The following is a 13,261-nucleotide window of genomic DNA, read 5'->3' on the forward strand; positions in this document are numbered from 1 at the left end:
CAAAAACCCGGTTCCGACATGTTCCAGTCGACACTGATCCAACCGGCCAAGGCCACCCGTAGCGGGCTGCAAAAAGCCTATCCCCGAATTCAAAGAAACAATGTCGAAGGCAGCTTTGCGCGCAAACCCCTGCCGGCGACCCGGAGGCTCTCCGAACATCAAAGCAACCACCTGGGTGATCCGGGACGGCCAGCACATTTACCCGCTTTGCTACCCGTACTATCGCCCCCTATAAAAAGTGGTGCTATCGCATCCTAACTGCTAGCAAATAATGCCGGCATCTACACTTCAACTCACTTCAAGACAGAATTAAAGGAACTCGCAGTGGCTGACTTAATGGTCTTTACCGGCAACGCAAACCCGGAACTGGCACAAAAGGTTGTCGACCATATGGCGATCCCCTTGGGCGAAGCTACGGTCAAGCGCTTCTCCGATGGCGAGATCGCTGTTGAAATTACCGATAACGTGCGCGGCCGCGATGTTTTCGTGGTGCAGTCCACCTGCCAGCCCACCAATCGCAACCTGATGGAGTTGATCCTGTTGGTAGACGCCCTGCGCCGTGCATCCGCCGGTCGCGTTACCGCAGTGGTACCCTACTTCGGCTACGCCCGTCAGGACCGCCGCGTGCGCTCCCAGCGAGTGCCGATTTCTGCAAAAGTAGTTGCCGATATGATGGTGAGCGTGGGCATCGACCGCGTACTGACCGTCGATCTGCACGCCGAGCAGATTCAGGGCTTCTTCGATGTCCCTGTGGATAACGTTTACGGTTCCTCCGTACTGCTCGACGATATTGAGCGTCAGAAGTACCAGAACATGGTTGTGGTATCCCCAGACATCGGCGGTGTTGTACGCGCCCGCGCCGTGGCCAAGAGCCTCGACTGCGACCTGGCCATCATCGACAAACGCCGCCCCGCCGCCAACGTTGCCGAAGTGATGAACATCATCGGTGAAGTCAGCGGCCGCACCTGCCTGCTGGTCGATGACATGGTCGACACCGCCGGCACCCTGTGCAACGCCGCCAACGCCCTGAAAGAACACGGTGCAGAAAAAGTCGTGGCCTACTGTACCCACCCGGTACTATCCGGCAACGCCATCAGCAACCTGAACAATTCTGTTCTGGACGAGCTGGTCGTTACCGACTCTATCCCGCTGGGTGACAAGATGGAAAAAGCCCCGAAAATTCGCCAGCTGACTCTGGCTGCCATGCTGGCTGAATCCATGCGCCGCATCAGCAACGAGGAATCCCTCTCCGCGATGTTCCGCTAAGAGCGCCCACCAGGGGTCTCCAGTCGGCAAATAGTTAAAGTGCCCCGCATCGCCGGGGCACTTTGCGTTTGGGCCCGATTCCCGTAGAATACGCGCCCGCCCGGCCTAGCCGGGCAATTACTTTTGGGCAAACGCCCAATTTACATAAACACCAGAGCGGTCCGGTCGCAGGTCTCTCTGGACAGACAACCCGAGGTTTTACCCATGTCTGATATCAAACTGAACGCCATTGCCCGCAGCGATGAAGGGAAAGGTGCGAGCCGCCGCCTGCGTCGCCTGGAAGGCCGTGTACCCGGCATCGTTTACGGTGGCGAAGTTGAGCCGCAATCCGTATCCCTGCTGCAAAAGGACCTGTTCAAGGCCCTGGAAAACGAAGCTTTCTTCTCCTCCATGCTGACCATCGACGTCGACGGCAAAGAAGAGAAAGTTATTCTGCGCGATCTGCAACGTCACCCTGCCAAGCAACTGCTGCTGCACATTGACTTCCAGCGCGTTTCCGCCAGCACCAAAGTACACGTGAAAGTGCCTCTGCACTTCCTCAACGAAGACACCTGCAAAGGCGTTAAGGCCGGCGGCATCGTTTCTCACACCCTGACCGAGCTGGAAGTCAATGCTCCTGCCGGCAAACTGCCCGAGTTCATCGAAGTGGACCTGGCGGACCTGGAGCTGGATGGCATCCTGCACATCTCCGACCTGAAACTGCCGGAAGGTGTTGAGTCTGCGGATCTGAGCCACGGCGAAGACCACAACCTGGTTGTAGCTTCTATTCACAAGCCTCGCGGCGCTGTTGAAGCTGAAGCCGAAGAAGCTGGCGAAGGCGAAGAGTAATCACCTTGGCTGCGGCACCGGATACTCCGATCCAGTTGATTGTCGGCCTGGGCAACCCCGGGCCGGAATACGACCGGACAAGACATAACGCCGGTGCCGACTTTGTTGTCGAGCTGGCACGCCGCCACGGCACTCAGCTCAGCTCCGACAGCAAATACCACGGCCTCACCGGCCGTGTGCGGATCGGCAACCGGGAAGTCCGGCTGCTGATTCCCACCACCTATATGAATCGCAGTGGCCAGGCTGTAGGCCCGCTGGCGAACTTCTTCAAAATTTCCCCGGAAGCCATACTGGTCGCTCATGACGAGCTGGATCTGGCCCCCGGTATCGCGCGCCTGAAAGCTGGCGGCGGTCACGGCGGACACAACGGCTTGCGGGACATTATTGCCGCACTGGGCAACAACCGGGATTTTATGCGCCTGCGACTCGGCATCGGCCACCCCGGAAGCGCCAGCGAAGTGGCGCGCTTTGTCCTCCAGCGCGCCCCCAGGGCGGAACAGGAAACTCTGGCTGACGCCATCGATCGCGCGATCGACGTGCTGCCCACCGCCGCCAACGGCGACTGGGGCGCAGCCATGAAAACGCTGCACACCGCCAAATAGATCCCCCCGGGCGGCTTGCCTTTTGTCCCGGAAATCTCGATAGTGTGCTGCGCCAAATTGCCGGTATTTTCCCGGCTGGCCCGGATCATTCGGAGGCCGCGCTAACCAGCCCGCCCAGACTCCCGCCAGCGCAATCACTACCGGACTTCTAACGCAATTAGCAGAGCGCGCGGTACGCGCCTCGGGCAAACGGAAAAATATCACCATGGGTTTTACTTGCGGTATTGTCGGCCTGCCTAACGTGGGCAAATCCACCCTCTTCAACGCACTGACCAAAGCGGGAATCGACGCAGAGAACTTCCCCTTCTGCACCATCGAGCCCAACGCCGGCGTAGTACCAGTGCCGGACCCCCGCCTCGACAAGCTGGCGGAGATCGTCAAGCCTCAAAAGGTGATTCCAACCACCATGGAATTCACCGATATCGCCGGACTGGTTGCAGGTGCTTCCAAGGGTGAAGGCTTGGGGAACAAGTTCCTCGCCAATATCCGCGAGACCGACGCCATCGCCCATGTCGTGCGCTGCTTCGAAGACGACAACGTCATCCACGTGGCCAACCAGGTACACCCGGTATCCGACATCGAGGTGATCAACACCGAGCTGGCCCTCGCCGACCTGGACACTGTGGAGAAAGCCCTGCAGCGCTTTACCCGCGCCGCCAAGGGGCAGGACAAGCACGCCATCAAGATGAAAGCGCTGCTGGAAAAAATCCTGCCGCACCTGAATGAAGCCAAACCGCTGCGCTCCTTCGGCTTGTCCGAAGATGAACTGGCAGACCTGCGTGAACTGAGCCTGCTCACGGTGAAACCCACCATGTACATCGCCAACGTGCATGAAGACGGCTTCGAAAATAATCCGCACCTGGACGCCGTTGCCGCCATTGCCGCTGAAGAGAACGCTGTACTGGTGCCTATCTGCAACAAGCTTGAAGCGGAAATTGCCGAGCTGGACGATGACGAGAAACAGGAATTCCTGGAAGAACTGGGTATGGAAGAGCCCGGCCTGAACCGGGTGATCCGCGCCGGTTACCAGCTGCTGGGCCTGCACACCTACTTCACCGCCGGTGTGAAGGAAGTGCGCGCCTGGACCATTCCGCTGGGAGCCACCGCTCCGAATGCCGCTGGCAAAATCCACACGGATTTCGAAAAGGGCTTTATCCGCGCCGAAGTGATTAGCTACAGCGACTTTGTCGATCACAAGGGTGAGGCCGGAGCCAAAGACGCGGGTAAATGGCGCCTGGAAGGTAAAGATTATGTTGTCGCCGATGGTGACGTGATTCACTTCCGCTTCAACGTCTAATACTCTCCATCTATCTTTCGCCTCCCCACCCGGGGAGGCAGTCCCTGCGGCGTAAAATCCATGGCGCAATCAAACTGGAAGGTCGGCCTGCCCCTGGCGCTGATTACAGTGTTTATGTGGGCAGCCCTGCCCATCGCCCTCAAAGGCCTTCTGGAGCATATCAGCCCTGAGACCGCCACTTGGTATCGTTTTGCCGGCGCAGCACTGCTGGCGGGGCTCTACTATGGCCGTGCACGGCAATTGAAATTGAAGACACTCTTCAGCCGTGGCCTGCTGTTATTCACCCTGCTCGCCGTGGCCGGACTGCTGCTCAACTATCTCACCTATGCCAGCGGCCTCAACTACATCACCCCCGGTGCAGCACAGATCGTGATCCAGTTGGCGCCCCTGTTGCTGTTGATCTCCAGTGTGCTGTGGTTGGATGAGCGTTTTTCGCCGCGACAGTGGTGCGGCGTGGCCCTGGTGGTGATGGGGTTGCTGTTATTTTTCAACCAGCGCCTCACCGAACTGGGCAGCGGTGCCGATAGCGACTACCTGCTGGGGCTTGGGCTGATCCTGATCGCTGCCATATCCTGGGCGGTGTATGGCTTTTTCCAGAAGAAAATCCTCAGCCGCGCCACGCCGCAGGACTTGCTGGTATTGATTTATATCGCCGGCACTCTGTGTTTCCTACCGATGGCCGACCCACTGGATGTCTCCCACCTGGGCTGGCTGGATTGGTTACTGCTAGCGTTTCTTACTGCCAACACCCTGATCGCCTATGGCGCTTTCAGCAAGGCCCTGGCCCACTGGGAGGCCTCCAGTGTCAGCGCTACCCTGTCGCTGGTGCCAGTGATCACACTGTTGTTCAGTACCCTGGTAAGCAGCATCTGGCCCAATTACATCGCGGTAGAGCCGCTCAATTGGATCAGCTGGAGTGGTGCCGCCGCGGTAGTATTGGGCTCTGCCCTCGCCGCCATCCGTTCCGGACGCCGCGCTTAAGAGTCGCTGACTCCAGATGAAAAAATCGCTAACTAACTGAAAAGAATACAAAAAAAGTGTTGACACACCCAGCCCATCGATTAATAATGCGCGCCCTCGGGACAGCCGAGACAACAAAAGAAATGGCAAGGTAGCTCAGCCGGTTAGAGCGCAGCACTCATAATGCTGAGGTCGGGAGTTCGAGTCTCCCCCTTGCTACCATTTCAAATCACAAAGTCTATTCTTTGTGAACCTTGAAACTGGGGCGTAGCCAAGCGGTAAGGCAGCGGGTTTTGATCCCGTCATGCGAAGGTTCGAATCCTTCCGCCCCAGCCATCTTACAGAATTTATCCCGCAGGCCCGATCCAGGGCAGCACTCAAAACTAGATTCTTCGTCAGCCGACATCTTTGTTCGTTGATATCAGCTTATCGCTGCCGGCACGCAATTGCGCACCAGCCACCACCCAACATCCCTACCCGGCTTTAACGCCCGGCGCCAAGGTTTCCTCTATTGAAACCGCCTCAGCCTCCGTAGCCGACGCAAATTCTGAGATGGCTCCACGACTGTGCTCGCGGCGCAATCCCAGCGCGCGCAGCCACTCAAACCCCAGTAGACACAACAGCAGCGCCAGCAGTACCAGCGGGCCGCCCAGACCACTCAGCGCCTGCCGCTCAGACACGCAAGCCCACACAAGCTGCACAACACACAGTAGAGCCACAATCAGTAGTGTGGGCTTGCGACCCAAAAGACTCACGACAAAAACGCCCAGGGGTGCTCCCAAGGCCACCACCGGCGCCGCCGCCAGCCAATTGCCAAAGACCCCCGGCTGCCAATCACCGGCCAGTGATTTCACCAACACGCCCAGCACAGAACAGAAGGCCATAATCACCACCGAAGTGGGGATCGCTACTTTCAGATCCACACGACTCAAAAGCACCAGAGCCGCATACACCAGCATATCCACACCCACGCCGGTCACGGAGACCACACAGAAACCAGCAAAAGCCCCAAGCAAAAAACCGACACGAAAATCCGTTGGGCACTGCGGATCACCCTTGTGCTCACAGTCGGTAATCTCAGCGAGGCGGTATAAATGAAACACCCCAAAGCTACCCCAAAGCACTGCGAAGGAGAGTTTTACCCACAATTCGGGGATCAGTGGGGCGAACAGTAATATACCTGCGGGGATAGCCAATAAAGAACCGAGCAGAGCGCCGCGCAACATCGACCAGGCCAGCGCCTGTCGCCGACAGAGAATAAACAGGCTGGCACTGACCATGCCGATGGACTGAACCGCAAAACTGAAATCGCGGCCGAGACTGGCCGGCATATCAAATAGCAGCACCAACACCGGAAAGCCAACAGTGCCTCCGCCCATGGGCGTGGAACCAGCGGCATAGCTGCCGAGCGCCATGGCCAGTGCCATGGACCAATGTTCCAGTGCCAGGGCCAGATTATCCCCCTGTAAAACAAGGAACAGCCACACTCCGTAAAACAAAACCAACCAGGCAAACCAGTAGCGGAGAGATAACCGCGCTAGGAATTTCATCTTATTATTCGCGAACTTAAACGTCAGAGGGGCTAATAGTGGTACGAGTGTAAGGCGGGATCAAGGTGGGAAAGTGACCGCTGATAACTGCATCTCGAAAAGACGATGCGGAAAGACCGCCCGGCAACCGCAGTCACCGGGCTTTACAGGATCAGTTCAGGCGCTTTTTGCGAATCAGATTTTGAACCTGCATGGAGGACATCATGGAAGCGTAAATCGCCGGCAGAGCACCGCGCTTACGCAGCTCCAGGAAGTCTTCATCAGACAAATTGTTCAGCTTCTCTTCGTCAATCACGTAGAAACCGGTCAGGTCGTAGGGCTTATCCTCTTCGTTAATACGCAGAGTCAGCTTCTTCTGGGTCAGCAGATCCTTGGATACCAGGAACTCGATAAAAGACTCGGTAACAGACACACGCTGGGCAGTTTCCACCACCGCCTGGGCACGGTTCTTCAGGTAGTCGGTCTGCTCACCTTCACCGTCGAACAGGGCCTCACCTTCGGCTTCACTCAGCATCTTGGAGTCTTCATCAATACACAGTACCGCCTGATCGGTATTCTCTGGGTTCTTCACCAGTACGAATGGGTAGGTGCGAACCTGCAGAGGAATGTAGCTGCCGTTCCAGCCGTCAGCGCCGGAGAACAGGTTTTCACCGGGACGCAGGCCAGTGAGGGCAACCACTTTGAACTGATCGGTGTTCTGGTCTTTTACGAACAGGATCGGATAGCTCTGGGCCGCTTGAACAATCTCCTGAACCACTAGCGGCAAAATATGATTGCTGCTCACATGGTCAAAAGTGATGTCCTGGGTGAGTTTCAGGTTGGCATGTGCCTTTTTATCCAAAGCTTTGATCTGTGCCATAAGTACAACTCCTAGCTACTTTTATAGTTACTTAATTTTCAGAGATACCCTAACGTACCACTTAATTGGCTTATAAACGATGACAAGCGCTTTCCTCTAGCCGCCGAATAGTCGCCGGAAACCAAAGCCAGCATTAAACAGCGAAGCGGCCCAACAGGCAATCTCGGCCAGTGGTAATTTATCTAAAGACAAATTTTCACCGACATGCCTCTCCCTGCTGAGACTTGGGTTTCAGCACACAGTAGGGGGAATAGGGAATAACAGCCCAGACCAGTTAAGGAAACCATCGGTGCACAATTATTTAAGGTGCCTCAAATAGCTAAGCAGCCCAGCCTGCCCTATAGCTAAAAAGCAACCGATAAGCAGGTCAGACCTGTTCAATAAATATGCAGTCAGAGAGCTGAGCCAGCGATCGAGCTCTTTAGGTCAGCGAAAGCCCTTTCCAGCACCTGGTCCTCACCTGATCGCACAATATCCAAGGTGCGCTCTACCAGAATATCTGGCTGGATACCGTAACCAACAAACTCCCGCCCATCAGGGTAAGTATCCCGCTTGGTACACACTCTGAAAGTACCACCTCCAGGAAGGTCTACGAACATAGGTTGTCCCGTACTGCCATAAGTGGGTTCACCTACAGTAGTGAAATGTTCGAGAGAATCTGCATACACCAAGAAGTCTTCAGCTGCAGAGGCGGTATTTCGGCCAATCAGCACATAAGTTGGTACTATGTGGTTACTCTCCGACTTCGGCTCAACTAAATCCCCGGACCCCTCACCAGATTCCCATGAAGTACCCTCTGCATAGGGACGATACTCTTCTAAATCTTCAAACTGATCCGCAAAAGAGCCCCAGGCCTTATAAGCTGCAACATGCTTGGGAGTTTTCCATACAGAGCCAGGTAAATCCCGATCAGCCAAATAAGAGATTATCTCTCCGGCATAGGCAGAATTACCTCCACCATTAAAACGCAAATCAATAATCAGCCCTTTAGACTTAGTAATTTCATCGTAGTGAGATTTAAATTGCTCAACAATCGCTTCATCATGAAAACCATTTAGCGCCACATAACCGATATCATCCTCCATCCATTTGAACTCAAACAATTCACCATTGGAGGCGGGCTGTTTGATTGAGGCATATTCGATCTCCCTACCCCGTGCATCCCGCTTAACCTGGACACTCTTGGTCGCCCCATTTGGAGTTTGAATAGTGAATTGGGCCATGCTGCCCGGCTTTCCATCGAGAGCATCTCGAACCGCAGTATTCCAGAGAATATGTTGAGTAGAGCTGGCAATATATGGCATCACCTGCTCTTTTAAATGAGCTTCCACGGGCTGCCCATCGATCGCGACAATAATTGAGCCAGGAGGAATTTGTGACTCCAGCCCCTTTTCAACTCCTGTGATCACTGCCTTACGCCCGGCCTCAGTTAAGCGAATAGCTGGCCAGTCTATATAGCTAGAGGACATACCCTTTGGGTAATAAATATTGGTATGACCATCCTGCAGGAAGGCATTGAGGCGCTTCAGTTCACGGTAATATTCATAGGTGTTTTGTGTTGCTAAAACCCGTGGAATAAATTCCCGATACTTAGCATCGAAGTCCAACTCGGGAACCTGGTCGAAGAAAGCGAAGTTATAGCTAACCTCCTTCCAATAGAGAGAAAGCCCAAATAGTTTATCTGCATCAGATAAATTATCTTGAACTTTATTGGTATCCTCTGAATAAACGATACCAGCAGAGAAAGCAGCCATAGAAAAAGCCAAAACAATTTTTTTAAGCACAGCAAAAGCTCGATAGATAAAAGGATTTATATTTTATGACTTAGGGATAGATGGTAAATACCGGCTACCGTTAAAAACCTGCAACTTGTCGACTATGAAAATATAACATGGTTGCATTTTCCATCTATTGGTTCTACCTATTTAGAAGCCCTGGAAATAAGTGCTAGAACTTCGTTTACCACCATATCCGGCTCATCATTGTGAGGGTAGTGATAACTTTTCTCTGTCAGAACCACTCGCCCCTGTGGAAATGCATGGGCCCAGTTTGAGTGTAACTCGCCCCACATATTTCGAGCCTCATCGGTGAAAAAGAGTAGCTGAGGGTCATCATACTTCTTGATTGAAGTAATCACAGTAACAGGGATATCGGGAATTTGTGGGTAGTCTGGTAGGGGACGCTTGGACCAAAAGTCCAAGTACTGATTCGACATCCCATTCTTCATGTCATCCAGTTTTACCTGAGCAATCTGTTTCTCAGCCAGCTCCAAATCCAGAGCACGCATAATATCTACATCGTGCTCGGAAGATGGCTCAATCAGCATCAAGGCAGCCAATTTCTCTGGATACTGCGCAGCAAAAGTTCGAGCTACATTTGCACCATAGGAATGCGCAATATAGATAACCTTACCTTTAACACCCAAAGCTTCCAGTAAAGTCTTAGCCCCTTGGGCATAATCCTCAGAGCTAAAATGCTTCCTAATAGCTGTGGAATTGCCATTACCTACACGAGAGTAACGTATGACTCTTGCGTGCTCTGCCAGCTTGGCATAGATTGGATTCCAATCAGACATACCAGCCGAACCACCCGCTTCTAGAAATAAAGTAGCCTCGCCAGCCCCCTTGATCTCGTATTCAATACGGTATTCACCAACAGAAATTTGTTCTGGTGCCGCAAAAACACCCAGGGGAAGAGCAAACATTATAAATAGCAGGACTAGACGCATATACAACCTCTAATAACGACCAAAGAATCCGGACCCAAAATAGCAGAGTGCCGCTATGTTGCAGCTACTCTCTGCCCCAAACGCGCTTCGTTGCCGGGTCCAGGTTCTTCAGGCACCAGCTGCGCCAACCCCAGCGAAACCAAAGCCATCAAAGATCCTGCAAAGAACACCATGGCCGGAGAAGTGAGCCAGAGCAGACCGAATAGAACCGGTATAACAACCGCAGCGATATGATTAATGGTAAAGCTGACTCCAGCAGATGCAGCTATATCACGCTCATCCACGATCTTTTGAAAATAAGTCTTGATCGCTATTGCCATAGAAAAGAACAGGTGATCAATAATATAGAGTGCAGCTGCCATCGCCGCACTCTCTACCAGTGCATAGCCAGCGAAAACCAGTATTAAGCCGAGATATTCCAAGGTAAGAATACGGCGCTCTCCAAAGCGGACAATAAATTGTCCTATTTTTGGTGCAATATATAAGTTAAGCAGGTGGTTCACTGTATAGAGGGCAGCTATTTCGCCCACACTGTAACCAAATTTTTCCACCATTAAAAAACCAGCGAAGACAATAAAGATTTGCCGGCGCGCGCCACTCATCATTGTCAGAACGTAGTAAAGCCAATAGCGTTTTCGCACTATCAGCTGCTTTCGCTGACTGTGAGGCTGGGGAAACTGAGGAAAGAGTATCCAAGCTACCAAAGCAACCAAGACTGTAGTACCACCTCCAATCAGGTAAACCCAGGAATAATCCAATCCAGCCAAATTCATTAAGTACCAAACCAACCCATAGGCCAGCAATGCGGCAAACGAACCGGCCGCAGCCATACGCCCCATCCAAATTGCCGAGGTCTGTTTCGGAAACCACTGCAGAGCTAAGGAAGTCTGCAAAGTTTCATAGAAATGAAACCCAATGGACATCAATAGGGTTGTCAATAACAGCCCTGTAAGTGAAGGGAAAAATCCTGTCAGCATGACTCCCACTCCCGTCGCAATGAGCGAAAGAAGCGCCAACCGCTGCTCACGTATGAGTAACAAAACAAAGATTACCGTGAAAGCGAGGAAGCCCGGTATCTCCCGCACACTTTGCAACAGACCAATATCAGCTCCAGTAAAGGAGGCCTTAGTAATTACAAAATTATTGAGCAGAGTATTCCATACGGAGAAAGAAAGGGGCATTGAAGCAGCCAAGAGCAACAATAATATCTCTGGCCGGCGGAGACGTTGTAACATAGCGAGACTCCTACATTAGGGGTTGCAATATACGCTATAGGTTACAGACGTGTAAATTGAACCGAATTACTCAGAGTGAGGAAGGAAATAATACTCTGCATTTGGGATGCGTATAGTTTATAGATCCTGGCCATTGAAAAGTAGAATCTTTCAACCACGTGCCTTAGGGGCCATGCGCTCATTCATTATATACAGGCAATAGAGTATAAAACCATACCGGGTATAAAAATACTAAATGATATCGCTGGCCACACGTGAAAACTAGGCTCAATAATTCTTTGGAAAACCCCTACATAACTCCCAATATCTTTTTTCTTATGAAACACCATTAATCATCTAAGCTATGAACAACCTCTATCACCCATACTCTCGATATCAATCACGGTAGCAAATCTTTGTCCTTTAGAGGCGCTTAGCCAATGGAGCTGCTAAATGAATATATTCACTAAGATTTCCAGCTTATTGCTTCAAATTGCCGTCTCTACCCTTTATGCGTTATCCACAGTCTCCTATGCCTCTCCCCAAGTCAGTGTCCTGCCAGATAGCCTCATCTTAAAGGAATGGAAGGTGCCTTGGGAGGGTTTACCAAGGGACCCCCATGTGGATAACCAACAACAAGTCTGGTTCTGTGGACAGGCAGGCAACTATATTGGTCGATTTAATCCGACTAATAAAGAATTCAAGCAATTTGAGGTACCCGAAGGGACTCACCCACACAACTTGATTGTGGATAACCAAGATCAGATCTGGTACGCCGGTAACCGCAACGCACATATTGGCCGGATGAATCCAGAGGATGGCAAAATTCATCAATATGCTATGCCTGAAGGGGTTAATGATCCACATACGCTGGTCTTTAACCGGGAGGGGAATATCTGGTTTACCGCCCAACAGAGTAATCGGATTGGCTTATTGAATGTATCCACTGGTCGTGTACAGATCGCAACGCCACAAACCAGTAATGCGCGCCCCTATGGCATTAAGGTAGACCAACAAGATCGCCCCTGGGTAGCCTTATTTGGCACCAACAAGCTTGCCTGGGTAGACCCCAAAACCATGGCGGTAACAGAAGTTTCCCTCCCGCGCTCAAAAGCTCGTCCGCGCAGGTTGGAAATCGATCCTACTGGTAATATCTGGTATGTGGATTACCCTGAGGGTTATATCGGTCGATATATTCCCAGGACAAAAAGATTCAAGGAGTGGAAGGTTCCCTACGAAAACCCTCGACCTTACGGCACTGCACTGGACGATAAAGGCCAGCTCTGGATAGCGGACACTGGAGCTACGCCGAATATTATCTTTGCCTTTGATACCAAAACCGAGAAATTTACCAGTCAAACCACAGTGCCGAGCGGAGGCAATATCCGCTACATGTATTTTAATAACAAAGATGGAAGTTTCTGGTTTGGAGTTGATACAGGATATCTAGATCAAGGCATACCTAAGAGCTAAACCCTCAAAGAAACACATGAAAAAAACCTAAAAGTAAAGAACCAGCAATTGACAACTTAAGACACTCTAAGACAATACTCAGCCCTATTTAATGCAAGTATAGGGCCCTAATTGTAAGGAGGTTGCCAATTGATCACAGGGGGATATGATTTATCTTCACACAACCAAATCATGGCTCGGACCCCAGGGCGAAGACCACTCTCTGGGGTAGAGACCTTTTGCCAGTCGCTCGGTTTAAATACGTTTCCTTCAAGGCGAAACTGTTCTAGCAGCTTACTCCAACCAGGCATAGAGAGTTTTAGATACTCACTGGTACCATCATCAGTCTCCATCCACAACTCAAAGCTACCATTTACCAGCTTTAATTTAGACACCCTCCCTTGCCAAGAGGTTAGCTTATTCCTATCACAAGTAACGTAATCCGGTACAGCAAGTCGCTGAGCTTCCGTACCGATACTCGGTAAACTCAGAGCACAAAGAATTA

11 protein-coding genes and 2 tRNA genes are annotated in these 13,261 nt (G+C 52.0%); 8 read left to right on the forward strand and 5 right to left on the reverse strand.

The window, feature by feature from the left end; genetic code table 11:
• Window positions 1–336: 336 nt before the first annotated feature.
• From FIU95_RS15350 to FIU95_RS15380, 7 genes are all read left to right on the forward strand, one after another.
• Window positions 337–1,266: a ribose-phosphate pyrophosphokinase gene (locus FIU95_RS15350; RefSeq protein ID WP_152456412.1), complete on the forward strand. Its 930-nt coding sequence runs from the start codon at window positions 337–339 to the stop codon at window positions 1,264–1,266.
• 204 nt (window positions 1,267–1,470) lie between these two features.
• Window positions 1,471–2,094, forward strand: a complete 624-nt coding sequence (locus FIU95_RS15355; RefSeq protein ID WP_152454599.1) for a 50S ribosomal protein L25/general stress protein Ctc — start codon at window positions 1,471–1,473, stop codon at window positions 2,092–2,094.
• Window positions 2,095–2,099: 5 nt separating this feature from the next.
• The gene (gene pth / locus FIU95_RS15360) at window positions 2,100–2,696 is read left to right on the forward strand and encodes an aminoacyl-tRNA hydrolase (RefSeq protein ID WP_152454600.1); all 597 of its coding nucleotides are present in this window, start codon (window positions 2,100–2,102) and stop codon (window positions 2,694–2,696) included.
• A gap of 205 nt (window positions 2,697–2,901) precedes the next feature.
• A complete protein-coding gene (gene ychF / locus FIU95_RS15365) occupies window positions 2,902–3,993 on the forward strand; it encodes a redox-regulated ATPase YchF (protein WP_152454601.1) in 1,092 nt (363 codons plus the stop codon).
• A gap of 60 nt (window positions 3,994–4,053) precedes the next feature.
• Window positions 4,054–4,974: a DMT family transporter gene (locus tag FIU95_RS15370; RefSeq protein WP_152454602.1), complete on the forward strand. Its 921-nt coding sequence runs from the start codon at window positions 4,054–4,056 to the stop codon at window positions 4,972–4,974.
• Between the two features lie 124 nt (window positions 4,975–5,098).
• Window positions 5,099–5,175, forward strand: a tRNA-Met gene (locus tag FIU95_RS15375).
• 39 nt (window positions 5,176–5,214) lie between these two features.
• Window positions 5,215–5,289: transfer RNA gene (locus FIU95_RS15380), tRNA-Gln, on the forward strand.
• A 137-nt stretch (window positions 5,290–5,426) separates the two neighbouring features.
• Here the strand turns inward: FIU95_RS15380 and FIU95_RS15385 are convergent.
• From FIU95_RS15385 to FIU95_RS15405, 5 genes are all read right to left on the reverse strand, one after another.
• Complete coding sequence (locus FIU95_RS15385) at window positions 5,427–6,503, reverse strand: sulfite exporter TauE/SafE family protein (RefSeq protein ID WP_152454603.1); 1,077 nt, start codon at window positions 6,501–6,503, stop codon at window positions 5,427–5,429.
• 151 nt (window positions 6,504–6,654) lie between these two features.
• The gene (locus tag FIU95_RS15390) at window positions 6,655–7,362 is read right to left on the reverse strand and encodes a SapC family protein (protein WP_152454604.1); all 708 of its coding nucleotides are present in this window, start codon (window positions 7,360–7,362) and stop codon (window positions 6,655–6,657) included.
• A gap of 392 nt (window positions 7,363–7,754) precedes the next feature.
• On the reverse strand, window positions 7,755–9,116 hold the full coding sequence (locus tag FIU95_RS15395; protein WP_253868674.1) for a S41 family peptidase: 1,362 nt from the start codon (window positions 9,114–9,116) through the stop codon (window positions 7,755–7,757).
• A gap of 167 nt (window positions 9,117–9,283) precedes the next feature.
• Window positions 9,284–10,090 (reverse strand): alpha/beta fold hydrolase, encoded by an 807-nt coding sequence (locus FIU95_RS15400; RefSeq protein WP_152454606.1) that lies wholly within the window; start codon window positions 10,088–10,090, stop codon window positions 9,284–9,286.
• Window positions 10,091–10,143: 53 nt separating this feature from the next.
• Window positions 10,144–11,325 carry an MFS transporter gene (locus tag FIU95_RS15405; RefSeq protein ID WP_152454607.1) on the reverse strand — a complete coding sequence of 394 codons (1,182 nt, stop codon included), beginning with the start codon at window positions 11,323–11,325 and terminating at the stop codon, window positions 10,144–10,146.
• Window positions 11,326–11,757: 432 nt separating this feature from the next.
• Here FIU95_RS15405 and FIU95_RS15410 point away from each other — a divergent pair, with 432 nt between their 5' ends.
• A complete protein-coding gene (locus tag FIU95_RS15410; RefSeq protein ID WP_152454608.1) occupies window positions 11,758–12,777 on the forward strand; it encodes a lyase in 1,020 nt (339 codons plus the stop codon).
• Window positions 12,778–13,261 lie beyond the last annotated feature (484 nt).

Origin of the sequence: Microbulbifer sp. THAF38 (genome assembly GCF_009363535.1) — a bacterium.
In the GTDB taxonomy this organism is placed as follows: domain Bacteria; phylum Pseudomonadota; class Gammaproteobacteria; order Pseudomonadales; family Cellvibrionaceae; genus Microbulbifer.

Bases quoted from the DNA above. Each gene is read 5' to 3' on its own strand.
- FIU95_RS15350 (WP_152456412.1), top strand. From the start codon at position 337: ATGGTCTTTACCGGCAACGCAAACCCGGAACTGGCACAAAAGGTTGTC.
- FIU95_RS15355 (WP_152454599.1), top strand. From the start codon at position 1,471: ATGTCTGATATCAAACTGAACGCCATTGCCCGCAGCGATGAAGGGAAA.
- ychF (WP_152454601.1), top strand. From the start codon at position 2,902: ATGGGTTTTACTTGCGGTATTGTCGGCCTGCCTAACGTGGGCAAATCC.
- FIU95_RS15370 (WP_152454602.1), top strand. From the start codon at position 4,054: ATGGCGCAATCAAACTGGAAGGTCGGCCTGCCCCTGGCGCTGATTACA.
- FIU95_RS15385 (WP_152454603.1), bottom strand. From the start codon at position 6,503: ATGAAATTCCTAGCGCGGTTATCTCTCCGCTACTGGTTTGCCTGGTTG.
- FIU95_RS15390 (WP_152454604.1), bottom strand. From the start codon at position 7,362: ATGGCACAGATCAAAGCTTTGGATAAAAAGGCACATGCCAACCTGAAA.
- FIU95_RS15395 (WP_253868674.1), bottom strand. From the start codon at position 9,116: ATGGCTGCTTTCTCTGCTGGTATCGTTTATTCAGAGGATACCAATAAA.
- FIU95_RS15400 (WP_152454606.1), bottom strand. From the start codon at position 10,090: ATGCGTCTAGTCCTGCTATTTATAATGTTTGCTCTTCCCCTGGGTGTT.
- FIU95_RS15405 (WP_152454607.1), bottom strand. From the start codon at position 11,325: ATGTTACAACGTCTCCGCCGGCCAGAGATATTATTGTTGCTCTTGGCT.
- FIU95_RS15410 (WP_152454608.1), top strand. From the start codon at position 11,758: ATGAATATATTCACTAAGATTTCCAGCTTATTGCTTCAAATTGCCGTC.